The organism is Vibrio sp. R12-SW3-ISO1, assembly GCF_059834005.1.
Genome location: NZ_JCBDGK010000018.1, coordinates 292268 through 317254, shown reverse-complemented (window position 1 = coordinate 317254; position 24987 = coordinate 292268). Strand labels below are relative to the sequence as shown.

The 24987-nt window shown below is 48.8% G+C and carries 18 protein-coding genes; 10 read left to right on the top strand and 8 right to left on the bottom strand.

The genetic code is table 11. The annotated features are described in order from the left end of the window. Positions 1-9: 9 nt before the first annotated feature. On the bottom strand, positions 10-780 hold the full coding sequence (locus tag AC6R0R_RS06700) for an ABC transporter ATP-binding protein (RefSeq protein ID WP_500626141.1): 771 nt from the start codon (positions 778-780) through the stop codon (positions 10-12). Between the two features lie 780 nt (positions 781-1560). Here AC6R0R_RS06700 and AC6R0R_RS06695 point away from each other — a divergent pair. The 3 genes from AC6R0R_RS06695 to AC6R0R_RS06685 all read left to right on the top strand — a co-directional run bounded on the left by AC6R0R_RS06695 (position 1561) and on the right by AC6R0R_RS06685 (position 6880). Further along, positions 1561-3108, top strand: a complete 1548-nt coding sequence (locus AC6R0R_RS06695; RefSeq protein WP_334552484.1) for a DUF3360 family protein — start codon at positions 1561-1563, stop codon at positions 3106-3108. Positions 3109-3421: 313 nt separating this feature from the next. Beyond that, positions 3422-5698, top strand: coding sequence for a formate C-acetyltransferase (gene pflB, locus AC6R0R_RS06690; protein ID WP_500626140.1), 2277 nt, complete (start codon positions 3422-3424; stop codon positions 5696-5698). A 180-nt stretch (positions 5699-5878) separates the two neighbouring features. Then, a complete protein-coding gene (locus tag AC6R0R_RS06685; protein WP_500626139.1) occupies positions 5879-6880 on the top strand; it encodes a lipid A deacylase LpxR family protein in 1002 nt (333 codons plus the stop codon). On the opposite strand, the gene AC6R0R_RS06680 is transcribed toward AC6R0R_RS06685, so the two are convergent. Then, positions 6877-8763, bottom strand: coding sequence for a methyl-accepting chemotaxis protein (locus AC6R0R_RS06680; RefSeq protein ID WP_500626138.1), 1887 nt, complete (start codon positions 8761-8763; stop codon positions 6877-6879). The two genes, AC6R0R_RS06685 and AC6R0R_RS06680, sit on opposite strands and share 4 nt — an antisense overlap. Before the next feature lie 225 nt (positions 8764-8988). Here AC6R0R_RS06680 and pflA point away from each other — a divergent pair, with 225 nt between their 5' ends. The 3 genes from pflA (at position 8989) to AC6R0R_RS06665 (ending at position 11106) form a co-directional block, all read left to right on the top strand. Continuing rightward, complete coding sequence (gene pflA / locus AC6R0R_RS06675) at positions 8989-9729, top strand: pyruvate formate lyase 1-activating protein (protein WP_500626137.1); 741 nt, start codon at positions 8989-8991, stop codon at positions 9727-9729. Positions 9730-9802: 73 nt separating this feature from the next. After that, the gene (locus AC6R0R_RS06670) at positions 9803-10468 is read left to right on the top strand and encodes a hypothetical protein (RefSeq protein WP_500626136.1); all 666 of its coding nucleotides are present in this window, start codon (positions 9803-9805) and stop codon (positions 10466-10468) included. A gap of 137 nt (positions 10469-10605) precedes the next feature. Continuing rightward, positions 10606-11106 carry a YfbU family protein gene (locus AC6R0R_RS06665; protein WP_500626135.1) on the top strand — a complete coding sequence of 167 codons (501 nt, stop codon included), beginning with the start codon at positions 10606-10608 and terminating at the stop codon, positions 11104-11106. A 94-nt stretch (positions 11107-11200) separates the two neighbouring features. Here AC6R0R_RS06665 and AC6R0R_RS06660 read toward each other — a convergent pair whose 3' ends face one another. Continuing rightward, positions 11201-13087: a methyl-accepting chemotaxis protein gene (locus AC6R0R_RS06660; RefSeq protein ID WP_500626134.1), complete on the bottom strand. Its 1887-nt coding sequence runs from the start codon at positions 13085-13087 to the stop codon at positions 11201-11203. A 459-nt stretch (positions 13088-13546) separates the two neighbouring features. Between AC6R0R_RS06660 and AC6R0R_RS06655 the strand changes: the two genes are divergently transcribed. From AC6R0R_RS06655 to AC6R0R_RS06645, 3 genes are all read left to right on the top strand, one after another. Then, positions 13547-15481 carry a PrkA family serine protein kinase gene (locus AC6R0R_RS06655; RefSeq protein ID WP_334552492.1) on the top strand — a complete coding sequence of 645 codons (1935 nt, stop codon included), beginning with the start codon at positions 13547-13549 and terminating at the stop codon, positions 15479-15481. A gap of 69 nt (positions 15482-15550) precedes the next feature. Next, on the top strand, positions 15551-16822 hold the full coding sequence (locus AC6R0R_RS06650; protein WP_500626133.1) for a YeaH/YhbH family protein: 1272 nt from the start codon (positions 15551-15553) through the stop codon (positions 16820-16822). 9 nt (positions 16823-16831) lie between these two features. Beyond that, on the top strand, positions 16832-18376 hold the full coding sequence (locus AC6R0R_RS06645; protein WP_334552494.1) for a SpoVR family protein: 1545 nt from the start codon (positions 16832-16834) through the stop codon (positions 18374-18376). Between the two features lie 99 nt (positions 18377-18475). Here the strand turns inward: AC6R0R_RS06645 and kdsB are convergent, their stop codons facing one another. The 5 genes from kdsB to AC6R0R_RS06620 are packed head-to-tail and all read right to left on the bottom strand — an operon-like array spanning position 18476 to position 24351. Next, positions 18476-19225 carry a 3-deoxy-manno-octulosonate cytidylyltransferase gene (gene kdsB / locus AC6R0R_RS06640; protein ID WP_487901149.1) on the bottom strand — a complete coding sequence of 250 codons (750 nt, stop codon included), beginning with the start codon at positions 19223-19225 and terminating at the stop codon, positions 18476-18478. Next, complete coding sequence (locus AC6R0R_RS06635; RefSeq protein WP_005474972.1) at positions 19225-19404, bottom strand: Trm112 family protein; 180 nt, start codon at positions 19402-19404, stop codon at positions 19225-19227. Before AC6R0R_RS06635 ends, kdsB begins: the two co-directional genes overlap by 1 nt. Then, complete coding sequence (lpxK, locus tag AC6R0R_RS06630; RefSeq protein ID WP_500626132.1) at positions 19385-20392, bottom strand: tetraacyldisaccharide 4'-kinase; 1008 nt, start codon at positions 20390-20392, stop codon at positions 19385-19387. Before lpxK ends, AC6R0R_RS06635 begins: the two co-directional genes overlap by 20 nt. 3 nt (positions 20393-20395) lie before the next feature. Beyond that, positions 20396-22144, bottom strand: coding sequence for a lipid A ABC transporter ATP-binding protein/permease MsbA (gene msbA, locus AC6R0R_RS06625; protein ID WP_500626131.1), 1749 nt, complete (start codon positions 22142-22144; stop codon positions 20396-20398). 32 nt (positions 22145-22176) lie between these two features. Further along, positions 22177-24351, bottom strand: coding sequence for a DNA internalization-related competence protein ComEC/Rec2 (locus AC6R0R_RS06620; RefSeq protein WP_500626130.1), 2175 nt, complete (start codon positions 24349-24351; stop codon positions 22177-22179). Between the two features lie 62 nt (positions 24352-24413). On the opposite strand from AC6R0R_RS06620, the gene AC6R0R_RS06615 reads away from it, so the two are divergent. Beyond that, complete coding sequence (locus AC6R0R_RS06615; protein WP_334552499.1) at positions 24414-24944, top strand: DUF2062 domain-containing protein; 531 nt, start codon at positions 24414-24416, stop codon at positions 24942-24944. Positions 24945-24987 lie beyond the last annotated feature (43 nt).

The following is a 24987-nucleotide window of genomic DNA, read 5'->3' as shown; positions in this document are numbered from 1 at the left end:
AAAGAAGCCTTAATAGATAGACGAGATAAACTGCTTTAGACGTTTTGAGTCTGGGTTGGTAAACAGTTTAGCTGGGTCTCCTTGTTCTTCCACCAATCCTTGATGCAAAAACATGACATGATTTGAGACATCGCGAGCAAACGCCATTTCGTGAGTGACAACTAACATGGTGCGCCCTTCTTCTGCCAAATCTCTCATAACCCCGAGAACTTCACCGACAAGCTCAGGATCGAGTGCTGACGTCGGTTCGTCAAATAGCATCACTTCCGGGTCAACGGCCAACGCACGGGCAATCGCCGCACGTTGCTGCTGGCCACCCGACAAGTGACCTGGGTAATAGTCCTTTCGCTCGTAAAGGCCCACTTTCTTTAGCAGCATTTCTGCGTTTTCAATCGCTTGCGCTTTAGGGACACCAAGGACGTGCACTGGCGCTTCAATCACGTTTTCCAGTACCGTCATATGAGACCACAGATTGAACCCTTGGAAGACCATGGCGAGACGAGATCGAATACGTTGCACTTGCTTTTCGTTGGCGGGAACGGCTTCCCCTTGACGATTGTGCTTCATCTGAATCAGTTCACCATTTACCCATATCTCGCCAGCGGTAGGCGTTTCTAACAGGTTGATACAACGTAGGAAGGTACTCTTTCCTGAACCGGAAGAGCCAATGATGGAAATCACATCCCCTTTGTGTGCCTCAAGCGAAATGCCTTTTAGGACCTCATTTTGTCCAAATGTTTTGTGCAGTTCTTTAATATCCAGCGCGGGTACATCTTTCATGCGCGCAAACTCCCTGTATTCTTTTTCTTGTCCGAATGACGATTCCGAGTCGGCGCTCGCGCAGCTATGGATCATCTGTGTTGACAAAAACCATCTAGCGGCGAAATTGAGAACGACACTTGCCTCTGTGATAGCAAAAACTGTGCCCCCTAAACGAAAACGTTCACGTCAATCCGGTTGACTGCTTGGGCTATGGCCCACATTCGCTACAAACTAGCACTAGTCCGGACAACATGCAACAAATTATTAACCTGACATTGTGGGATATTAAGTTACAAAATATGACTTTTTATTCAACTTTTAGATTATTCACCTTGTTTATGCGCATAAATGAAATATCTCGCCATCACTATATCCAACCCGACCCTTTAACAATTTTATAAAAAGAAGATCCACTTCAAGTAATTGATAATTTTATCTGAAACATACACGGCGCAAATGGTTGTATATCTAGTAAAAATAGCAATGTGAAATTAATTTTCAGGCGTATGAACAGTAACTTACGTGCATATGAGGTGTTGTGTAGTTTTCTTTCACATTCTTTCTTAAAGTGATCTAAATCAATCACTCTAAGGGGTTAGCACGTTAAACTCGCCTCATCCATAAAAGCCTAATTTGACTGACTTACTGCCTTTTCTTTTGTCTATGCTTAGGCACATAATGTTCGAGCCACAAGGTAAGAGCAGCGCAGCAAGCCAAATTGCAAGATTATGAGCTATCGACAATAATCACTATCGAGTAGCTTTTGGAATTATCAACATTTTGAAATATGAGGAATCTATGTCAGACGCAGTGAACAAACCGCACTCTGATTCGGATATCGAAAACAAGAGCTACCAGGAGCTGCACCGCCCTGCCTCTGAGTTTGCAACCCGTTCAGATTATCTAGACCACGAGCTTCAAATTATGAAGCCTCGTCGTTTTGGTCTTAACCTTCCGGGTCGCGACTTCCGTTTCGAGCTGGAGGACTTAGTCCCTGCACTTGCAGGTACCATCGGCATTATCGCAATGTACTCAGCGGTAATGATGTCATGGGCAGACGGCCTATCCGCCGCATGGGAACACGTGAACCTCGGTAAAGAGTTCGCCATCGAAGTGGCTCGTGTGGAAATGCTCATCCCAGCCCTGCTGTTCTGTATTATTTCATCCGGTTTCTTAAACCCACGAGCAAACCTTGCGGGTAACCACGGTCCGATGATTCCATTGATCGGCTCGATTGCCCTTGCCGGTGCTCACCCTCTTGCACTTGCGATTCTTTTAGGTGTATTCGGCTTGCTACTCAGCTACTTTAAAGGTGGCTCCAAGCTCGTCAACCTCACCTCAGAAGGCACCGCCGGCGGCTTGCTTATCTTCTTGGGCTTTACCGGTACCATGAGCCAGATCGGTTCCATTCAGTCGTGGGCAACAGGGCTCCAATCTGCTGATGTTGCGGCAGGTAGCATGGGCTATGTGGGTCTGATTGTATTGGGTATCACCATCGGTATTTACGCTTTCCTAGCAAAAATCAACATGCGCTGGTTGGCGATTCCCGTGTGTGCCTTTACCGGGCTTTTGATTGCCCTAGGTCTGGGTGCGGGCTTCGACTTAACCTTCGAAACCGAGATGGGTCTGCCAAACCTTAACCCTGTTTACTGGTGGGGCAGCACTGAGCAAGGTTGGATGCTAGGTCTACCAAATCTTGAACACTTTATCGCGTCTCTACCTTTTGCTATTTTGGCTGTCGCGATGTGGTCGCCTGACTTCCTTGGTCACCGTATCTTCCAAGAGCTGAACTACCCTCGTAAGACAGAAAAAGTCTTAATGGATGTGGACGACACCATGACCATGTGTTCAGTCCGCCAAATGGTCGGTACTGCCGTTGGTGGTGGTAACATTACCTCTTCTTGGGGTACCTACATGATCCCAGCAGCGATCGCTAAGCGTCCTATCCCAGCGGGTGCCATCTTGCTTGGTTCACTGTGTATCATCGTTGCGATTCTTGGTTTCCCAATGGACGTCGCGGTGTGGCCACCGGTGATGCGTGTTGCACTATTAGTGGGCGTATTCTTGCCACTTCTTGAAGCAGGCATGCAGATGGTTAAGGACACTAAAGATTCACAAGCAGCCGGTATCTGTATCTTTGCGTCTGTTGTCGCTAACCCTGTGTTGGCATGGGCACTGACTATGTTCCTAGATAACAATGGTCTCATTGGTGATAAAGAGCGCGCGTCTCGTTTGTCGTTCGCAGACAAAATCATTATCCCAGTAGGCGTGTTTGTTATCTGTCTTGTTGCTATGCTAGCAGTAGGTATGCTGGAAGCTCAGTACGGCATTCCAGCCTGGCTATAAAGATTCAACATTTGTGTGGGTGGCTTAAATAGCCACCCCATTTTTATCAACTTTTTTTAGCATTTATTGATTTAGTTTAAGGTTTGTAAGATTTTTTTAAGTTAACCTTGAAACTACAGTAAGAAATAACCATATTAGTTTTAGTGACAATAGTTATAGTTTTTCCTGTCCTTTGCGTTCCTTTGGTTTAAGACTATACCTATTGTTATTCATTAGAGTGTACTGCCTCAGTAATGAGGATGCTGAATCGTCAACACGTTGACTATATATTCAGCACAGTACGTGTTTTTACTACTAAAAAGGTAGGTATGTCATGGCAGAGCAATTTGCTAAAGCTTGGGAAGGTTTTGCAGCGGGTGACTGGCAAAACGAAGTAAACGTTCGTGATTTCATTCAGAAAAACTATGCCCCATACGAAGGCGACGAATCTTTCCTAGTTTCTGAAGGTACTGAAGCGACAAACAAGCTTTGGGCTAAAGTAATGGAAGGTATCAAGATCGAAAACTCAACGCACGCTCCTGTTGATTTCGATACTGACGTTATCTCTACCATCACTGCTCACGACGCAGGCTACATCGAAAAAGATCTTGAAGCTATCGTTGGTCTTCAAACTGACGCTCCTCTTAAGCGTGCTATCATCCCTAACGGTGGTATCCGCATGGTTGAAGGTTCTTGTAAAGTTTACGGTCGTGAACTCGATCCAGCAATCTCAAAAATCTACACTGAATACCGTAAAACACACAACGCAGGTGTTTTCGATATCTACACGCCTGACATCCTAAAATGTCGTAAATCAGGTGTTCTGACTGGTCTTCCAGACGCATACGGCCGTGGTCGTATCATCGGTGACTACCGTCGCGTTGCGCTATACGGTATCGACTTCCTAATGAAAGACAAGCTAGCTCAATTTGCTTCTCTACAAGAGAAGTTCGAGAATGGCGAAGATCTTCAAATGACAATGCAGCTTCGCGAAGAGATCGCAGAGCAACACCGTGCACTTGGCCAAATGAAAGAAATGGCTGCTAAGTACGGTTACGATATCTCTCGCCCAGCAGAAACTGCACAAGAAGCGGTACAGTGGACTTACTTCGGCTACCTAGCAGCGGTTAAGTCTCAAAACGGCGCAGCGATGTCTCTAGGTCGTACTTCGACGTTCCTAGACATCTTCATCGAGCGTGATATTGCTGCAGGTAAGATCACTGAAGAACAAGCTCAGGAAATGATCGACCACTTCGTAATGAAACTACGTATGGTTCGTTTCCTACGTACTCCTGAGTACGATGACCTATTCTCTGGCGACCCAATCTGGGCAACAGAATCTATGGGTGGTATGGGTCTTGACGGCCGTACGCTAGTAACACGTACGAACTTCCGTTTCCTTAACTCTCTATACACTATGGGTCCTTCTCCAGAGCCAAACATCACGGTTCTTTGGTCTGAGCAGCTACCTGAAGGCTTCAAGAAGTTCTGTGCGAAAGTGTCTATCGATACCTCTTCAATCCAGTACGAAAACGACGACCTAATGCGTCCAGACATGGAATCAGATGACTACGCAATCGCATGTTGTGTATCTCCAATGGTTGTTGGTAAGCAAATGCAGTTCTTCGGTGCTCGTGCGAACCTTGCAAAAACCATGCTTTACGCAATCAACGGTGGTGTTGATGAGAAGCTGAAAATGCAAGTTGGTCCAGTCATGCCGAAGATCACTTCAGAAGTCCTAAGCTTCGACGAAGTGTGGAACAGCCTAGACCACTTCATGGATTGGCTAGCTAAGCAGTATGTAGCTGCACTAAACGCAATCCACTTCATGCACGACAAGTACTCTTACGAGTCTGCACTGATGGCTCTACACGATCGTGACGTGTACCGTACTATGGCTTGTGGTATCGCAGGTCTATCTATCGCGGCTGACTCACTATCTGCAATCAAGTACGCGAAAGTGAAACCAATCCGTGACGAAGATGGCGTAGCGATCGACTTCGAAATCGAAGGCGACTACCCTAAATTCGGTAACAACGATTCACGCGTTGATGACATCGCTTGTGAGCTTGTTGAAGTGTTCATGAACAAGATCCGTAAGCTTAAGACTTACCGTGATGCCGTTCCTACTCAGTCTATCCTTACTATCACTTCTAACGTTGTGTACGGTAAGAAGACAGGTAACACGCCAGATGGTCGTCGCGCAGGTGCTCCGTTTGCTCCAGGTGCAAACCCAATGCACGGTCGTGATGAGAAAGGTGCGGTCGCATCTCTAACATCTGTAGGTAAACTGCCGTTTGCTCACGCGAAAGATGGTATCTCTTACACCTTCTCTATCGTGCCTAACGCACTAGGTAAAGACGAAGGTTCACAGCGCGCTAACCTTGCAGGCCTAATGGATGGTTACTTCCACCATGAAGCGGGCATCGAAGGTGGTCAGCACTTGAACGTGAACGTTCTTAACCGTGACACTCTAGAAGACGCAGTTAAGCACCCTGAGAAATACCCTCAGCTAACTATCCGTGTTTCTGGTTACGCTGTACGCTTTAACTCTCTAACTGCAGAGCAACAAGCTGACGTAATCGCACGTACATTTACAGAATCTCTATAAGAGACACTGTTGAATGATTGATGCAGCCCCGCCTAGTGCGGGGCTGCATTTTTTGTGCTTATCATTCCTCGGTAAGCTTTAGAGTTTGCGCACATTTCCCCACATCAATCAGTGAATTCCTATAGTGACCTTAGCGAATTGCGGTACTATCATCCGCACTATTCGTCAAAACAGAACACTATGGCTCGCTCTTCCTATCTCCCTTTTTCGTTGCTTCTTCTCTCCACCACTGCACTGGCTTCAGAGCAGTCAACCCTCGCCTTTTCACTCGACAACGACGGGGTATTTGGTGTTGATCAAGACTATACCAATGGCATTTTCCTCACTTACACCTCCGCAGGGATTCGCCCGCCTTCGTGGGTTGGGCCGCTAAGTTTGTCTTTTTGGGGCGCCGCCTCTTTGGACAAATGGGAAGTTACCCTGGCTCACAAAATGTATACGCCATCGGATATTGAAGCCGTTGAGCCCCTACAAAACGATCGCCCTTATGCGGGTTATCTTCACACCGAGTTCAATTACATCAGTCTCCACCCAATGCAAGCTCAGCGCTTTAACCTGACCTTGGGCACCGTGGGTGAAAACTCACTGTCGGAAGAGGCACAAAAATTCGTCCACAGCATCACGGGCTCTGATGATCCTAATGGTTGGGCAAACCAAGTGGATGAAGGGTTTGCTGGGAGTGTCGGTTACCTGACCCACATCAACCTATGGCGCGAGCCGATGTTGGCGAATACCGAGTGGGAAGTATCGAGCGTTTCTGAAGCCAACGTCGGTAATTTTCGTAGTGATGTGTCAACCGGTCTCATGCTGCGTTGGGGACAAGATCTATCGGGCAGCTTAGGGGCTGCCAATATTGACAATGAGAATCCATTTCGCGCTGGTATGCTGGGTGGGTCAAAGCAGGGCTGGTTTGTTTTTGCCGGCATTGAAGCTCGCTACCGCTTCAATGACATTACCATTGAAGGGGATAGACCAGGCATCCGTCATAATCCCGATGTTAGCGATCCATCGGTATACGATGTCACCTTAGACAAGGTGCAAGCGACCGCCGTTGCTGGCGTTGCCTGGTATAATCAGAGCTTTGGCGCGACCTTAGCGACCACCGTCAAAACCCCCGATTATAAAGAAGCCCCCGATTCCGTCTACGGCGCCGGGGGCATCAATCTCTACGCGTTTTTCTAGCGTTTGACGGTAAAGCGTTGGCAGTCTTGGTTTAGGCTGCTGGCGCGCTCTTCTACCACCTGACTGACGGATTTGAGCTGGGCGTTGTTTTCTTCTAACTCTTTCATCGCCGAAGAGATTTGCGTCATGCTGTCGGCCATCGATTGACTGGTGGTCGCCAACTCTTTGATGGATGAGAAAATCACCTCTGTTTGATGCGATGCTTCGTCGGCTTTTTCGGTAATAGTGCGCAGTGCTGTCATCGCTTCATGACCTCGCTGTTGGCCCGACTGCATCGTCACTTCCGATTTCCCTATGTATTGAATCACCTCTGCGCTCTCTTTTTTCATCGTATCGATGGTTTCCGAGATCTCACCCACCGCGTCCACAGTTCGCACAGCTAAGCTGCGCACTTCATCGGCGACCACCGCAAAGCCGCGACCTTGCTCGCCCGCTCGAGCCGCTTCTATCGCTGCATTAAGCGCCAAGAGGTTAGTTTGCTCCGCGATACCGTTAATGATCACCATTACAGAGTCAACTTTCGAGGAGGCTTCCTCAAGTTGTTTAATATGGCTGGCCGCCGAGGTCAAAATGCCGCCGACTTTCTCTAGGGACCCAATCGCGGCTCGAATGACCTGCGCCCCCTCTTCGGCCGCTTGATTGGACTGACGACTTAAATCCGAGACAAACTCCAATGAATTGGACACTTCGTGGGTCGTCACGCTCACTTCTTCCGTGGCTGAGGCGAGCAGCTGCGTCTGGCCCAATACTTCGCTTTGGTGGTGGGCGAGTAAATCCAAGCCCTGGTTCAACTCAGCAGCGTTACCGGATAACGCATCGCTGTTACTTTGCACCGCCTTCACCAACGAGCCGAGATTTTCACAACTTTCATTGATACTGCTCGCCAGTTGGTTGAATTCATCTTTTGGGTTATTCGTGAGAGCCATTCGACTCGACAAATCCCCTTTAGACAGCTTGCGCAAAATCTTCTGTGTCGTATTCACCAAGCGAGATTGCGACGAGCTCTGCAAGACAAAGATAAGAATGGTAAATAACGCCAATACCACGCACGCCGCCATAATCGACCACAGGGTTTGATCAGAGGTTTTTTCCGCACTGCTTTGATACCTCATACTCACTCCGCCAAGTTGCGAGGTAATGGCGGCAATCAAGTCAGCGAGGCGTTCTTTTGTGGTCAGCAACTGCTGCTCAATCGCACCGGCTTGCTGGGATAGATCGGCGACACGAATAAAGGTCTCTTTATATTGTTCAATCTCTTTTTCATACAAATCCAACATCGCATAAACGTTCGACATACTTTCAAAGCTGCCCATCGCGCGATTGAACAGCTTTAAGTTCTCTTCATTGGGTTGCAGCAAATAGTTCTGCTGCGATTTGATCATCGCCTGAAAGTCCGAGTTGAGCGTCACCATACCTGTCTCGGCGATTTTTTGTTCTATGATGGTGGCCAATTGCCCAAGCTCACCCAATTTGCCTTCATCAATAGTGAAGCCCAGCTCTTGTTTGATGGTTAACCAAGGCGTGACGGCCGCTTCAAAATCGGCAATGTCCTGCTCAAGCTGTTGGCTCTCTTGGCGAAAACCGAGGGATTGAAGAAAGCCAATATTGGCCTCCACATCCTGAACGATGGTCTGAATATCTCCTTTCACGCTGTCGACTTGAGCACCGCTCAAATTGTCTAAGTTGCTACTCAGAGTCAGTATTTTTGCTTGAGTTTGATAAATCGAAAGCGAGCCAACCGCAATATCCCCACTGGCGTGGTATTGGCGGCTCATTTCGCTCAATCTGGAAGAGGTAAAAAGTGCCAGTGCAACAAATCCAATCGTCAACACTGCAAGAAAGAGAATCCCTCTCTGTTTTTGTGATAGTGCAAGCCTGTCCATAAAAAGTCCTTTAACATCAGGTGAATGTGTAGAGCACTGACCTGTTGGGTTCCACTACTTATTTTGATTTTATTATCATTATTTACTTTTTTATAACATACATTTTAGACGAAAAAAGCACAATTTCGCTATTTATAAAAACTCTCTATTAAATGGCTAATTCACTATATAAACCCTACCATTTGTAATAAAATAACGAACAAATCACTTATAAGAGATGAGCTCATGTCTACAACTGGTCGAATTCATTCTTTCGAATCATGTGGTACTGTTGATGGTCCCGGTATTCGTTTCATTGTGTTTATGCAAGGCTGCCTAATGCGCTGCATGTATTGCCACAACCGAGATACTTGGGATACCCATGATGGGAAAGAAGTGACCGTTGAAGAGATCATCAAAGAAGCGAAAAGTTATCGTCACTTTATGAATGCATCGGGTGGTGGCGTCACCTGCTCAGGTGGTGAAGCCATGCTTCAGCCTGAGTTTGTGCGCGATTTCTTCCGTGCCGCGCAAGCCGAAGGCATTCATACCTGCCTGGATACCAATGGCTACATCCGTAAGCACACAGAGGTGATTGATGAGGTACTCGATGCGACCGATTTGGTGATGCTCGATCTGAAACACATGAAAGATGAAGTTCACCATGATTTCATCGGCGTCTCCAACAAACGTACCCTCGACTTTGCTCGTTACCTACACAAAATCGGCCAGAAAACCTGGATTCGTTACGTGATTGTCCCGGGTTATACCGACGATGAAGAAGCCGCACACATGCTCGGTGACTTTATCAAGGATATGGACAACATCGAGAAAATCGAACTGCTGCCATACCACAAACTTGGCGCGCACAAATGGGAAGCGCTCGGTCTTGATTACCCCCTTGAAGGTGTCAACCCGCCATCAAAGGAAACCATGGATAAGATTGTTGGCATCCTTGAGCAATATCACTCAAATGTAAAATATTAGTTTTATTTGTTTCCCAATTCAGAAAAAATACCAACCATAGCGCAGGCATGGTTGGTATTTTTTTGGGGACAATGTGGCACTCAGTGAACTCTATCTTTGGTTTATCGCTCTCGCCAGTTTCGGGCTGATATGGCGAGATGTTCGCACTGTACTGCTGCCCAAACTGCGCAATGAATCAGGCTTCCAACACTTTACCTTTGCGGTGGTCGCCGCGCTGGCCTTGCTGTGGTCCGCACAAGCAGGCGTTAAAGCAGGTCTCTCCATTCACTTTCTGGGCTTAACCACATTAACGCTACTCTACGGATGGCGAAGTGCTTACGCCATCGGCCTGTTCGCCGCCCTTGCCGTGACTCTGTTTGGCGAATTAACCCTCACGATGCTCCCTAGCTATTTGCTCTTCTCGGTATTGTGTCCAATCGTGATAAGCCACGGGGTGTTTTTAGTCAGTTATCGCTTTCTGCCACGTAATATCTTTGTCTTTATTTTCGTTGCTGGCTTTCTAAACGGCGCCGTCACAGGCAGCGCTCACCTACTCATCAACGCCGTACATCATTGGTGGCTTGGCCCTCACGATTGGCCTACCATCGTCGAACACTATTTGGTCTTCCTACCTCTCCTCGCTTTTCCAGAAGGGCTATTAAACGGTATGGCCGCGGCAATGTTCGTGGTATTCAAACCTGAGTGGCTACGCGTGTTCTCCGATAGAGACTACATTTATAACCACTACCACAAAAAGTAATCGGTAAAAAAGCCCCGTTTTTGTTTAAATCTGATCATTTTTCATCACAAACCTGTGTTGAGATCATGTTTCATCCTGTAATGAACGGATAACCTAAGCACATTAAAAATGTATTAGATTCTTTAAGTGAGGCCAGCATGGAAATGACAAACGCTCAACGTTTGATTCTTTCAAACCAATACTACTTGATGTCACAAATGGACCCAGAAAACGCCGCGAAATACCAGCGTTTGCAGGTGATCGTTGAACGTGGCTACGAGCTACAAATGAACGAGCTGAACAAGAACTTTGGCTGTTTGAGCGAAGCACACTGTCGTGAGATTATCGACATCATGGAAATGTACCATGCCATGCAGGAATCCTACCGCATGCTAGAGGCGCAAGAGCAAAAAGATGTCGACCAACGCCGTCTTACGTTCCTAGGCTTTGACATCGCTTCAGAAGCGCAGCTCGTCAACTATGTGCGTTTCCTAACGGACTCTGAAGGTCTCTACCCACAGTTTGATAAAGGTGATCACTACTTTAATGCGCAGATGCCGATGCTAGAGAAATATCGCCGCATGTTGACTACTTGGCGCAACTGTCCTCGTCAGTACCATCTCTGCGCTAACGAGCTAAAACAGATCTTCCGCGCGTAAGACAAGCACGATACTGCTCTCGCGCAACCAGCGACTAGAGCATAGCGAGACATAGAAAAGGGGCGTGTACGCCCCTTTTTAGTTGGTTAGCCAATTAGCTCAGCTTAAACATGGCCACTTTCGAGGTGAGCGCTTCCGCATTGGCTTTCACCTGATACGCCTCTTTCGAGCTGGTATCCGCACCTGCCACTAACTGGTCCGCCACATTCTTGATGGAGGTGATATTTTGCGTAATCTCACTCGTCACATGCGTTTGCTCTTCTGCCGCAGTGGCGATTTGTGTCGCCATGTCACTGATGAGTGCACCCGCGGTTTTGATTTCTTCCAACGCACTCGCAGCGCGATCCGCGTCTTGTACCGAGTGAGCGGCGAGCGCTGCGCTGCTCTTCATAATCGAAACCGCTTTATTCGTTGTACCTTGCAGTACATCGATGGTGTGTTTGATCTCTTCAGTCGAGGAGTGTGTGCGTTGAGACAACACACGTACTTCATCGGCAACAACGGCAAACCCGCGACCTTGTTCACCTGCACGCGCCGCTTCAATCGCCGCGTTCAACGCAAGTAAGTTGGTCTGCTCAGCGATTCCCTGAATGGTTTGCAACACAGTGGAAATCTCTTGTGCGTGTCTATCCAATTCACTGACAACCAATCCTGCACTATCGAGCTCCGCCGCCAGTTTGTTGATTGAACCTTTGGTATCCGCCACCAGCGCATAACCGTTATCGGTACTTTGCGTCGATTCGTGAGCTGCCTGAGCGGTTTGCTCTGCATGAGAAGCAATTTCATGGGTCGCACTGGCGAGCTGGGTGACCGCAGTGGCCACCATGGTGATCTCTTGCTGTTGCAGGTGAATATCTTTCACTGCATCTTGACCACGTAACGCACTCTGTTCTGATTGATCTTTGAGCTGGTGTGACTGCTCACGGATGTGGCCAATAAGCGACTGCAAGCTACCAACAAAGGTATTAAAGTTATTCGCTAAGCGACCCACCTCGTCTTGTGACTCCACCTTGATACGCTGGGTAAGGTCACCACTCCCGTTTGCAATTTGCTCGAGTGCGTTAGAAACGTTGTTGAGAGGGCGGAATAAGATGTTGCACAACCAGTTAAACAGCGCAACACAGACAATCACGACCACTAAGGTCACCAATAGCTGCCCCCAAACTGCGCTAGTCAGTGGCGCAACAAGGGAATCGTAATTGAGCACGACTACCGTCGACAACTCAGTGCCTTGAATATTGCGTGCAAACAAGACCGATTCTTGACCGTTGATGACTTGCATCGAGACTTGGCTACGTTGCGCTGCTTGCTTAACCGCATCGATATTAAGGCCTAGCTGAGAAATAGGTTTATTGAGCAGTTTGGTATCGGCGTGGACAAAGACGTTGCCTTGCGCGTTGGCAATAAACATGTAGCCTTCACCCGGCAAAATGACATGCTCCATACTGGTGAGGATATCGGTGATTTCAACATCCGCGCCCAACACCACTTGTTCGCCATGCAGCGTCAACGCTTTACCTAGCGACACCACGTTAGCGCCCGTTGCCGCAGCGACGGTAGGATTATCCATAAACACTTTCGACGGCTGCTTTACTGCGTTCTGGTACCAGCCCCATTTGCGCGGGTCATTATTACCCGGCGGCAGTACCACTCCATTGGCGTTGTCTTGCGAACCATCGGCGTAGGCGAGAAAAACGTTGTCAAACGCCGCTGAGTCACGCAACTGCTTGAGATGGGTCACAATGGCGCCCTTCTCCGACTCCTGAGATAAAGACGTCAGTGCTCGCCCCTTCGACCCTATCCAGTCTGTCACGTACTGATTGTAAGATGAGACGGTACTCTCTAGGCGCTGCTCGACCTCAAAATCCAACCGTTCCAATGAGGAACGAAAAGAGATCGCTTCCACCAAGAGCCCCCCGACTACAATGGCAACACTCGCCGATATCGCGAGTTTATTTTTTAACGAAATTTTATTGAACATATAGCAGTTACTTTCATTCTAATGTGATTGCGATGGGATCATCGTAGTCATTATATTTTGCGCATAGAAATAAATCATGACGCACGTCGAAAGCCTTGAAAAAAGTGTTTTGTTTGTGGAAGCGAGCGCACTCATTTTGTTTTAATTTGCCGCCTTCATCACAAGGGTGACACTCAAGAGCGGCTAACGCTCTGTTTAGATGGTGAGTTTTACCACCGCTTTCCTAATGCATTCTTCTCATAGATAGGTCGTAAATATTATTGATTCACGCCTTGATTATTTCACTACTTTGGGCTTGTCGGAAAAGAGCGCGGCTGAATCTGCCCAAAATCACAATTTGCAATTAAACACATATTTTTTAAGCAGAATTCCAAATACGGGCTAGTCTTATAGGAAGAGAGGAAACGCTTTTCAATGCGGGTTTAATGTCATTTTGACAGGTTCAGAGGGGATTTCATTATGAGTATTTTCGACCATTTCCAAGCACGCTACGAAGCCTCCAAGGATGAGGAGTTATCACTGCAAGAATTCCTTAGCCTGTGTAAGGACGACAAAAGTGCTTACGCAAACGCGGCTGAACGTCTATTGATGGCCATTGGTGAGCCACAAGTAATCGATACAGCGAAAGACCCCCGTCTCAGCCGTATCTTCTCCAACCGGATGATTTCTCGTTACGAAACATTCAAAGATTTTTACGGTATGGAGGAAGCCATCGAGCAAATCGTCTCCTACCTTAAGCATGCGGCGCAAGGTCTCGAAGAGCGCAAACAGATTCTTTACCTACTCGGCCCTGTGGGCGGTGGTAAATCGTCACTCGCGGAAAAACTTAAAGCCTTGATGCAACAGATGCCGATTTATGTGCTCTCTGCCAACGGTGTCCGCAGCCCAGTCAACGACCATCCATTCTGTCTGTTTGATGTCAATGAAGATGGTGAGCTTCTGAAAAAAGAGTATGGCATCGAAAATCGCTACCTACGTTCCATCATGTCGCCTTGGGCGGCCAAGCGCCTGCATGAATTTGGCGGCGACATCTCCAAATTTAAAGTTGTGAAAGTGCGCCCATCCATTTTGGACCAACGTGCGATTGCCAAAACTGAGCCGGGCGATGAAAACAACCAAGACATTTCATCACTGGTCGGTAAAGTCGATATTCGTCAGTTAGAACACTTCTCCCAAGACGATCCCGATGCTTACAGCTATTCCGGTGCCTTGTGTCGTGCAAACCAAGGCTTAATGGAATTCGTTGAGATGTTTAAAGCGCCAATCAAAGTGCTGCACCCGCTGCTTACCGCAACGCAAGAAGGCAACTATAACGGTACTGAGGGGCTCTCTGCGCTACCATTTGATGGCATGATTCTCGCGCACTCCAACGAATCCGAGTGGCAGACCTTCCGCAACAACAAAAACAATGAGGCGTTCCTAGACCGTGTCTACATTGTCAAAGTCCCTTACTGTCTGCGCGTGTCTGAAGAGGTGAAAATCTACCAGAAACTGCTTGATCACTCCGAGCTTGCCAAAGCGCCGTGCTCACCCAGCACGCTCGAATTGCTGTCACAGTTTAGTATTCTATCTCGCCTCAAAGAGCCAGAGAACTCGTCTATTTTCTCAAAAATGCGCGTCTACGACGGGGAGACCCTTAAAGACACCGATCCAAAAGCGAAAAGCTATCAGGAATACCGTGACTTCGCGGGTGTTGATGAGGGGATGTCTGGTCTCTCTACCCGTTTCGCGTTCAAAATCCTCTCGCGCGTGTTCAACTTCGACAGCGCGGAAGTCGCTGCTAACCCTGTTCACCTCTTCTATGTGATTGAGCAGCAAATTGAGCGTGAGCAGTTCCCTCAAGAGACCGCCGAGCGATACCTTGAGTTCTTGAAAGGTTACTTAGTACCACGCTACGTCGAATTTATCGGCAAAGAGATCCAGACCGCCTATCTCGAATCTTACTCGGAGTACGGTCAAAACATCTTTGATCGCTACGTAACCTATGCAGATTTCTGGATTCAAGACCAAGAGTACCGCGACCCTGAAACCGGCCAATTGTTTGACCGCTCAGCGCTCAATAACGAACTGGAGAAAATTGAGAAGACGGCAGGCATTAGCAATCCGAAAGACTTCCGTAATGAGATCGTGAACTTCGTGCTCCGCGCTCGCGCCAACAACGAAGGTAAAAATCCGGTCTGGACAAGCTACGAGAAACTTCGCACCGTTATCGAGAAGAAAATGTTCTCTAACACCGAAGAGTTGCTCCCAGTCATTTCGTTTAACGCTAAAACCTCTTCTGAAGATCAGAAGAAACACGACGACTTTGTCGCTCGTATGATGGAAAAAGGCTATACCGAACGCCAAGTTCGTTTGCTTTCTGAGTGGTATCTACGCGTACGTAAATCGTCTTAAGCACATCGCCCCTTGGTGATTCAATCCAAGGGGCGTATTGACGACGTTAACGCAATTGAGGGGGAACTCATGGCGCAATTTATTGACCGACGACTGAACGGTAAGAATAAAAGCGCGGTAAACCGCCAGCGCTTTATTCGCCGTCATAAAGAGCAGATCAAAGAGTCCGTAGCGGATGCCGTGAATCGACGTTCTATTACGAATACGGACTCTGGTGAAGACGTCTCTATTCCACACAAAGACATCAGCGAACCTGTTTTTCATCAAGGTAAAGGGGGATTGAAAGAACGCGTTCACCCAGGCAACGATCAATTTATTACCGGCGATAAAATCGAGCGCCCGAAAGGGGGGGATCAAGGCGGCGGTTCAGGCGAAGGTGAAGCCAGTCCCGACGGCGAAGGCCAAGACGATTTTGTGTTTCAAATCTCCAAAGATGAGTATCTTGATATTCTGTTTGAGGATTTGGAGCTACCAAACCTTGAAAAAAACCAAATCAACAAAATCACCGAATGGAAAACCCATCGCGCAGGCTATCAAACCGCTGGTGTGCCCGCCAACATCGCGATTGTGAAATCTTTGCAGCAATCCCTTGCTCGCCGCACAGCCATGACCGCGGGCAAACGTCGCATGCTACGAGAGCTCGAAGCGGCGCTCGATGAAGTCAAGATGAGTGAGCCTGCCCAGCTGCTTGAAGAGAAGCGCCTGCAGGACGAAATCGCGGCACTGCGTAAAAAAATCGACACCGTGCCCTTTATCGATACCTTTGATCTTCGCTTCAAAAATTACGAACGACGTCCGATTCCATCTAGCCAAGCGGTGATGTTCTGTTTGATGGATGTGTCAGGCTCGATGGACCAAGCCACCAAAGACATTGCCAAACGCTTTTATGTGCTGCTCTACCTGTTCTTGACTCGCACCTATGAAAACGTCGAAGTGGTCTTTATCCGTCACCACACCCAAGCCAAAGAAGTGGATGAACACGAGTTTTTCTATTCGCAAGAGACCGGCGGCACCATCGTGTCTAGTGCGTTGAAGCTGATGGACGAGATCATCAAAGACAGATTTCCAACCGCTGAATGGAACATTTATGCCGCGCAAGCATCGGATGGCGATAACTGGGCAGACGACTCACCTCGCTGTCGAGAATTGCTCACCAAACAGTTATTACCTGAGTGTCAGTACTATTCGTACATTGAAATAACTCGCCGTTCACACCAAACACTTTGGCACGAATATGAGAAGCTGGAAAACAGCTTTGACAACTTTGCGATGAAGAACATTCGCAGCGTCGAAGATATCTTCCCGGTGTTTAGAGAGTTGTTTCGCAAAGAGCATGCATAGGGAGGCGCTATGACGACGAAAACAAAAAAGTCTGCCAAATCAAACGCAAATAGACTGCCCGATGGTCCTGATTGGACATTCGATCTCATTGAACGTTATCACATGGAGATCAAACGCGTCGCCGAGCATTATCGACTCGACACCTACCCCAATCAGATTGAAGTGATCACCTCCGAGCAGATGATGGACGCCTATTCGAGTATTGGTATGCCCATCAATTACAACCACTGGTCGTTTGGTAAAAAGTTCATTCAAACCGAGCAAGGCTATAAACACGGTCAAATGGGGCTGGCGTACGAAATCGTGATCAACTCTGACCCATGTATCGCCTACCTTATGGAGGAAAATACCGTTACCATGCAAGCCCTAGTGATGGCGCACGCCTGCTACGGGCACAACTCCTTTTTTAAAGGCAACTATCTGTTCCAAACTTGGACCGATGCCAGTTCAATCATTGACTATTTGCTGTTTGCGAAAAACTACATTGCCGAGTGCGAACAAAAGTATGGCGTCAAAGAAGTCGAAGAGTTGCTCGACTCGTGCCACGCCTTGATGAATTTTGGCGTAGATCGTTACAAACGTCCGGAAAAGATCTCGATTGCCGAAGAAAAAATGCGCCAAGAGGAGCGTGAAGCGTATCTGCAATCTCAAGTCAATGACCTGTGGCGCACAGTACCCAAAAACAAGGTGGAGCAAGAGAAAAGCAAACTACTCTTCCCGTCGGAGCCACAAGAGAACATTCTCTATTTCATTGAAAAGCACGCCCCGCTGCTAGAGCCATGGCAACGTGAGATCGTCCGCATCGTGCGTAAAATTAGCCAATACTTCTACCCGCAAAAGCAAACCCAAGTGATGAACGAAGGCTGGGCAACCTTCTGGCACTACACCATTCTCAACCACATGTACGATGAAGGTTTGGTCAGCGAACGCTTTATCTTAGAGTTTCTTCATAGCCACACCAGTGTGGTGGCTCAGCCGCCCTATAACAGCCCCTATTTTAGTGGCATCAATCCCTACGCGCTCGGCTTTGCGATGTTTAGGGATATACGCCGCATTTGTGAAGAGCCTACGGATGAGGACAAAGAGTGGTTCCCAGAGTTAGCTGGCAGCGATTGGCTAGAAGCGGTGCACTTTGCGATGCACAACTTTAAAGACGAAAGTTTCATCAGCCAGTACCTATCACCGAAAGTGATCCGCGACTTTAAGCTGTTCTCCATCACCGATGACGATAGGAAAAACTTTATTGAAGTCACCGCGATTCACAACGACATTGGCTACCGTGCCATTCGTGAAAAGCTCGCGGCGCAATACAACTTGAGCAACCTTGAACCCAACATCCAAGTGTATAACGTTGACGTACGTGGGGACCGCTCATTAACCCTGCAATACGTGCCTCATGACCGTATTCCACTCGATGAGAGCTACGAGGAAGTGCTCAAACATGTCTACCGTCTATGGGGATTCGATGTGGTACTCGAAGAGGTGAAGGAGACTGGGCGACGTGAGATTCTCGGCACCTGCCCCAAGCGCAACGACTACGACACGAAAATCTAAACGCTGTGCGCTGACATCCTGTTACGTATAAAAGCAAAAGGCCCAGAAACCTGTCCGTTTCTGGGCCTTTATATTCTATGACTTTAGGGGTTTGCGCACTTAAGCACTAAAATGACGTCTGACGACATCAAGATCGTGTGGTGTATCCACTCCAGCGGCCGGCGCTTCTTTGGCAACATCGACATGGATTTTTTCTCCATACCAGAGCACACGAAGCTGCTCTAAGCACTCAATACGCTCTAGTGGCGTAGGCTGCCAATTGACATAGGTATTGATGAATCCCGCACGATAGGCATAAATACCGATATGACGCAGTAGAGGCTGTTTGGCATCGGCATTACCGCTAGCAAAGTGGTCACGATCCCAAGGAATCGTCGCCCGGCTAAAGTAAAGGGCAAAACCTTGCTGGTCTACCACCACTTTCACCGCATTGGGATTGAACACTTCCTCTTCATCACGGATCTCTACCGCCAACGTGGCCATTGGCGCGTTGCAACGGGCAAGGTTATCGGCCACTTGAGAAATGATCGATGGCGGTATCAAAGGCTCATCACCTTGAACATTGACGATAATGTGATCGTCAGCAATGCCCATCTGTTCAACCACTTCCGCTAAGCGCTCGGTGCCTGATTCGTGCTTGTCTGACGTCATGCACACATCACCACCAAAGGCTCGCACGGCTTGCTCAACCCGTTCATCATCGGTCGCAACGATCACTCGCTCGGCACCCGCTTGAATGGCTTGCTCGTAAACGCGTTGCACCATAGGCTTACCAGCGATATCGGCAAGAGGCTTACCCGGTAAGCGACTCGATTGATAGCGCGCAGGTATAACGACAGTAAAAGCCATTAGCGCCCCTCATCCATGCTCATTTGGCGAGCTTCAGGTTCGAGCAAGACAGGAATGCCCTCTTTAATTGGGTAAGCAAGTCGATCCAATTTACAAATCAGCTCTTGTTTATCTTTGTCGAACGTCAGCTTTCCTTTGCACACTGGGCAAGCAACGATTTCAAGAAGACGATGGTCCATACTGCTCTTTCACCTCTTTAATTTTATTGATGATGTACGCGGCATCCTGTGGCTCAAATTTGGCAGACACGGGCAAATACCACCAATTGTCCTGCGCAAATTGCGTACATTTTACGGCATCTTTTTCTGTCATGATCAAAGCGTCGCCTTTTGCAGCCAACGCGATTAATTCATCGGCGGAGAAGTCTTTGTGATCGGCAAAGCCTTGGCTCATGGTCACCTGCGCACCGAGCTGGGCTAAGGTATTGAAAAATCGTGGTGGATGACCAATTCCAGCCATCGCGATTAAGCGCCCAAGTTCGCCGACTGCGCGACGCTCTCCCGTTGTTAGGTTGACCGCAAGGTCTGGCACCAATTGCATCGATGCTTCACCTAGGTAAGCATTACCCCCGTTGGTAATGATAGCATCAACACTTTTCAATCGAGCGGTCGATTCGCGCAGCGGCCCTAAAGGCAACAGTTGTTCGTTACCAAAACGGCGAGCACCATCCACAACTACCAACTCTATATCTCTTTGCAAGGCGTAATGCTGCAACCCATCGTCGGTAATGATGATATCCACACCTTGTGGCAATAAGGCTTTTACTGCCTCAGACCGAACCGGTGATACGGCAACCGGCGCACCGGTGCGCTGATAAATAAGCTTAGGTTCATCACCACAATGCTGAGTTAGCGTTGACGCCTCCACCATCAGCGGATAAGACGGTGCTTTGGCCCCGTAGCCCCGAGACACCACACCCGGCGTGTAACCGAGTGCTTGTAAGGTCTCAACCAGCCAGATCACGACCGGCGTTTTGCCGTTGCCACCGGCGGTGATATTACCCACTACCACTATAGGCACAGGCGCTCGATAGCTCTGTTTAACGCCAGACTCGAACTGCTGACGTCGGCGCTGACTGATAACCGCAAACAAACGACTTAACGGCCACAGAAGCGGCCAAGCTAACCAACGCAGGGGGTGTTGACCAAACCAAATCTGCTCAATCACCGATTAAGCACCAAATTGAATACGGTGAAGCTGCGCGTACGCACCGTCTTGGGCCAACAGCTCAGCGTGTGAGCCACGCTCAACAATTTCACCCTCATCAACAACCAGGATTTCATCCGCGTTTTCAATGGTCGACAGTCGGTGCGCAATCACCAACACCGTTTTGTTTTTCTGCAATTCATCGAGTGCGGACTGGATTGCCTTCTCAGATTCAGTATCTAGCGCCGATGTGGCCTCATCCAAGATCAGTACAGGGGCATCACGCAGCAACGCTCGCGCAATGGCGATACGTTGACGTTGACCGCCTGACAAGCTAGTTCCGTTCTCACCAATCACAGTATCTAATCCGTCATCCATGCCTTCAATGAAATCCATCGCGTACGCCAGACGCGCGGCTTCTTCGATTTGCTCACGGCTGTATTTGTCTTTCGCCGCATAAGCAATGTTGTTGGCAATGGTGTCATTGAACAAGTGCACATTTTGCGACACAAGGGCAAAGTGACTGCGCAGATTGCTTAAGCTGTAATCGCGGATGTCGTGTTCATCGAGCAAGATGGTGCCTGAATCAACGTCGTAAAAACGGGTAAAGAGATTGGCAATGGTACTTTTGCCTGAACCCGATCGACCCACCAGCGCCACCGTCTTACCCTGCGGGATAGAAAAGCTCACTTGGCTGAGTGCCGGTTTCTCTTTACCGCCGTAAGTGAAAGTGACGTCTTTCACTTCAATATCACCACGGACTTTTTCAGCGCTGTATTGACCGGTATCTTTCTCGGTTTCAAGATCCATCAGGCCAAACAAGGTTTGGCTTGCCGCCATACCGCGCTGAAATTCTGAGGTGACGTTGGTGAGAGATTTTAGAGGGCGCATCAAGCCAAACATGGCAGAGAAGATGACCGTAAAGGTGCCCGGCGTCAGGTCTGCACGAATCGAATCGACGCTGGCCAAAAACAGCACCACCACCAATGCCATCGACGCGATCACTTGAATCACCGGGTTGGCGATCGCTTGGGCAGCGACAAGCTTCATCGTCTGTTGACGCATGCGATTACTTACTTCGTCAAAACGCTTGGTTTCCACATCCTGACCGCCATAACTCAATACGACTTTGTGGCCTTTCAACATCTGCTCCGCTGAAGAGGTAACGTTGCCCATCGCATCTTGCATATTTTTTGAAATACGGCGAAAACGCTTGGAGACCACGCCAATCCCCCATGCCACCACGGGAGCGACGACAAACAAGACTAAGGATAACTGCCAACTGTTCCAAAACATTAGGACAAGCAAGCCAATAATACTCGCGCCTTCACGCACGATACTGACTAACGCACGGCTGGTTGCACCCGCCACCTGCTCGGAGTCATAGGTAATACGAGACAGTAAACCACCGGTCGACTCTTTATCAAAAAACGACACCGGCATATGCATAAACTGAGCAAAGATACGGCGACGCATCAACATCACCACATTGCCTGATACCCAACTCAAACAGTAGGTTGAGACGAATCCACTCAAGCCCCTGAGCACCATCATCCCCAAAATGATAAACGGCAGAGTGCGCAAAAAGTTGGAGTCTGCATCACCAAACCCTTCATCGAGCAAAGGCTTGAGCAAGGAGATCATGTAGGTGTCCGCAAAGGCGTTAATGACAAGCGCAATGATCGCGACCACGAGACCCGCTTTGTACAGGCGAATGTATGTCCACAATCGTTTAAACGTGGTCCAGGTGGTTTCATCTTGGTGTTGTGACATAGAAAGGCTTTATTTTTCTTACAATATTGCGGTCATTCTACTCCGTTACGCAGCATCTGCCTATACCATGCCCGGCCTTTGACCTCTCGAATCCCACGGACAAACCACTCGTTTGGATAAAATTTCACCGTCAACTGGCCAAAGGTACCGGTATCACGCCAATCAATACCACGAATTTGATAGCGCTCCACCACCAATGGGTGTGGCAGTGTCCAGCGCCCTCGATACGCTGACGACGCTAAAGCCAACCTCGGTGAAACGGCGTCGATAAACGCTGGCAAAGACGAGGTCCGGCTGCCATGATGAGGCACTAAGAGGATGTCGGCCTTTAGATGTTGCGGCTCGCGGAGCAATAGCCACTCAGCAATGGCATCAATGTCTCCGGTCAGTAATACCGACGCCTCTGGCGAGCTCACTCGAATAACACAAGAGTGCGGATTGAACGCTCGAGAGACCTTTGTTGGCGGCCATAAGACCTCAAGCGTCAAACGCTGCCACTGTAGGGTTTGACCTTGACGACAGGGCACATCGCCTACGCCATGTTGACTGCTGATGAGTGTCGGTTGCCACTCTGCCACTAATGGCTGCCAACCACCGGCATGATCCCAGTCCATATGGCTGAGAATAAGATAGTCAACACGGCGAATTCCCCGCTTGTACAGCAGTGGCGTGATGATCTGCTCCGCATAGCTCGAGTCTTGCCAAGCGCTGCCCGTGTCATAAACCAGCGCGGTCTTGCCTTGTCGAATCACAACGGCGAGACCATGCCCGACATCGAGCATCCACATCTCCCATAATGGCTTGGGAGCAAATTCTATCCGCCCCATCGCCGACACAGCAAAAATCAGCAACAACACCCGCTTGCGTACCCAGACAGAAGCCAGCGCTAGCAGAGCGATCATTCCGAACAGCATTGCCCAATCGTCTGCGACCCACCACCACAAGTCCCAATGACCCAAAGCATTCGACACCCATTGCAACAACCTATTGATTAACGGCCACAACAACGAACAATCGAATAGCAACTGGGCCAGCAACGCGAGCAGCGTGAGAGGAATGATAATGAACGAAAACAGGGGCACACAGACCAGATTAGTGAGAAACGCGATACGACTGACGCCATCAAAAAACAGTATCGTCAGCGGTGTCATGAAAAGCAGAAAGAAAACCTGTAAGCGCAGCATGCTGCTAAGCGTACCGATTTGTGCGTAGCGGCTGGAAACAAACACGAAGATGATCGCCACCGCCAGAATCGACATCCAAAAGCTGAGAGACAAGGGTGCGAAAGGGTCAAAGAGTAACAAGATCGCAGTTACCAGACACCACTTGAGCCGCAGCGGCCAATAGCGTTTGACCAGCAGCAGTCCCACGGTCAACAAACACGCCAGTAACGCGCGCTGAGTCGGTAGCGTTAAACCTGCTAGCCAAGCGTAGCAAGTGGCGACGATAAGCCCCAAAATGAGCGGCGCCACGTTTGCCCTAGGCCATAGCATGAATACACCCCGCCCCAACCACGACCCTAGTCCAAACGCGATGCCGATATGCAGGCCAGAAATGGCAATCAGATGGCCAAGCCCGCTGCGCGCCAACTGAGCAGATTGCGCCGTACTTAAATGATGCCGAGCGCCAAAGGTCAACGCTTCAATCAAACCGCGCTGCGAGTATGGCGCTATGGCACGCTCGAGCAAAAGATAGTAATGCGCTCGAAGAGTGGGCAGGCTGCGCACGATAAAATGCGTCTTCGCAGGCGCTACCGCGGTGGCTAACCATCGGCGTGACAACGCCTGCTTTTCAGCATCAAACCCCACCTCATTGAGTAAGCCGACGACAGGCTCTAAGCGCACTTTAACGTCGATTTCATCGCCCGGCAGCAGAGCAATTGGCGATATAAACTGAACATTCAGTGGCATCAATCTGCGCAATGTTTGGCCATTGATTGATCTAACTACAATTTCGCCTCTAAAGCCGTGACTTATTTGTTTAAAAAAGCTGTCAGCTTTCGCGTTTATGGTAATATCTGGCCCTGCACGGAAGAGCGTTTCTATTTGCTGGTGAATTAAGTGACCATGAAGCATCACTAACAACAGACCGGCATTGATTCCCCACCCGATTCGAAGCACACGAATCCAAATAGAGACCACGAGGAGGCCAACATTAAGGCCACCCCAAATCCAATCTGGCATAGCTGGCCAAATTGCGGCGCTCATGACGGTCGCCGAAAAAGAAGCAAGAGTCCAACAACTGATTAGATAGTGAGCCATAGTCCCCTATGCCAAGAAAATTCATCAAACGCTTTATGCCTGACCATGAGTTAATCAAGCGTCAAAAGGCACTAAAGGTTTTTGGCAACGTGTTGTACAACCCGAATTTGTGGTGTTTGAATCGCCGTTCAGCGGCAGGTGCTTTCGCCGTGGGGTTGTTTATGGCTTTTGTCCCACTGCCTAGTCAGATGATCATGTCTGCTGGGTTAGCTATTGCTTGCGGCGTTAACCTGCCACTCTCCGTTGCGCTTGTCTGGATCAGCAACCCAATCACCATGCCGGTGATGTTTTACTTCGCCTACAAAGTGGGCACTTGGGTCATGCATACCCCACCGCAGCGCTTTCACTTTGAACTCTCTTGGGAGTTCATCTTGCAACAGATGAGCACCATTGGCCCACCATTCCTGCTCGGCTGCTTGATCTGCGGGATTGTCTCCGCCATGTTGGGCTATTTTGGCATCAAAGCGCTGTGGCGCTACTCGGTTGTCCGTAGTTGGCAAAAACGAAAGTTCAGAATACCGAGAATGCTGAAAAAATAGCAGATAGAGACCAACGCCTACCCACCCTATTCACACATTCTGA

What these genes read in the sequence shown, in the direction of transcription:
- AC6R0R_RS06700 (WP_500626141.1), bottom strand. Translation starts at nt 780, where the DNA reads ATGAAAGATGTACCCGCGCTGGATATTAAAGAACTGCACAAAACATTT.
- AC6R0R_RS06695 (WP_334552484.1), top strand. Translation starts at nt 1,561, where the DNA reads ATGTCAGACGCAGTGAACAAACCGCACTCTGATTCGGATATCGAAAAC.
- pflB (WP_500626140.1), top strand. Translation starts at nt 3,422, where the DNA reads ATGGCAGAGCAATTTGCTAAAGCTTGGGAAGGTTTTGCAGCGGGTGAC.
- AC6R0R_RS06685 (WP_500626139.1), top strand. Translation starts at nt 5,879, where the DNA reads ATGGCTCGCTCTTCCTATCTCCCTTTTTCGTTGCTTCTTCTCTCCACC.
- AC6R0R_RS06680 (WP_500626138.1), bottom strand. Translation starts at nt 8,763, where the DNA reads ATGGACAGGCTTGCACTATCACAAAAACAGAGAGGGATTCTCTTTCTT.
- pflA (WP_500626137.1), top strand. Translation starts at nt 8,989, where the DNA reads ATGTCTACAACTGGTCGAATTCATTCTTTCGAATCATGTGGTACTGTT.
- AC6R0R_RS06665 (WP_500626135.1), top strand. Translation starts at nt 10,606, where the DNA reads ATGGAAATGACAAACGCTCAACGTTTGATTCTTTCAAACCAATACTAC.
- AC6R0R_RS06660 (WP_500626134.1), bottom strand. Translation starts at nt 13,087, where the DNA reads ATGTTCAATAAAATTTCGTTAAAAAATAAACTCGCGATATCGGCGAGT.
- AC6R0R_RS06655 (WP_334552492.1), top strand. Translation starts at nt 13,547, where the DNA reads ATGAGTATTTTCGACCATTTCCAAGCACGCTACGAAGCCTCCAAGGAT.
- AC6R0R_RS06650 (WP_500626133.1), top strand. Translation starts at nt 15,551, where the DNA reads ATGGCGCAATTTATTGACCGACGACTGAACGGTAAGAATAAAAGCGCG.
- AC6R0R_RS06645 (WP_334552494.1), top strand. Translation starts at nt 16,832, where the DNA reads ATGACGACGAAAACAAAAAAGTCTGCCAAATCAAACGCAAATAGACTG.
- kdsB (WP_487901149.1), bottom strand. Translation starts at nt 19,225, where the DNA reads ATGGCTTTTACTGTCGTTATACCTGCGCGCTATCAATCGAGTCGCTTA.
- AC6R0R_RS06635 (WP_005474972.1), bottom strand. Translation starts at nt 19,404, where the DNA reads ATGGACCATCGTCTTCTTGAAATCGTTGCTTGCCCAGTGTGCAAAGGA.
- msbA (WP_500626131.1), bottom strand. Translation starts at nt 22,144, where the DNA reads ATGTCACAACACCAAGATGAAACCACCTGGACCACGTTTAAACGATTG.
- AC6R0R_RS06620 (WP_500626130.1), bottom strand. Translation starts at nt 24,351, where the DNA reads ATGAGCGCCGCAATTTGGCCAGCTATGCCAGATTGGATTTGGGGTGGC.
- AC6R0R_RS06615 (WP_334552499.1), top strand. Translation starts at nt 24,414, where the DNA reads ATGCCAAGAAAATTCATCAAACGCTTTATGCCTGACCATGAGTTAATC.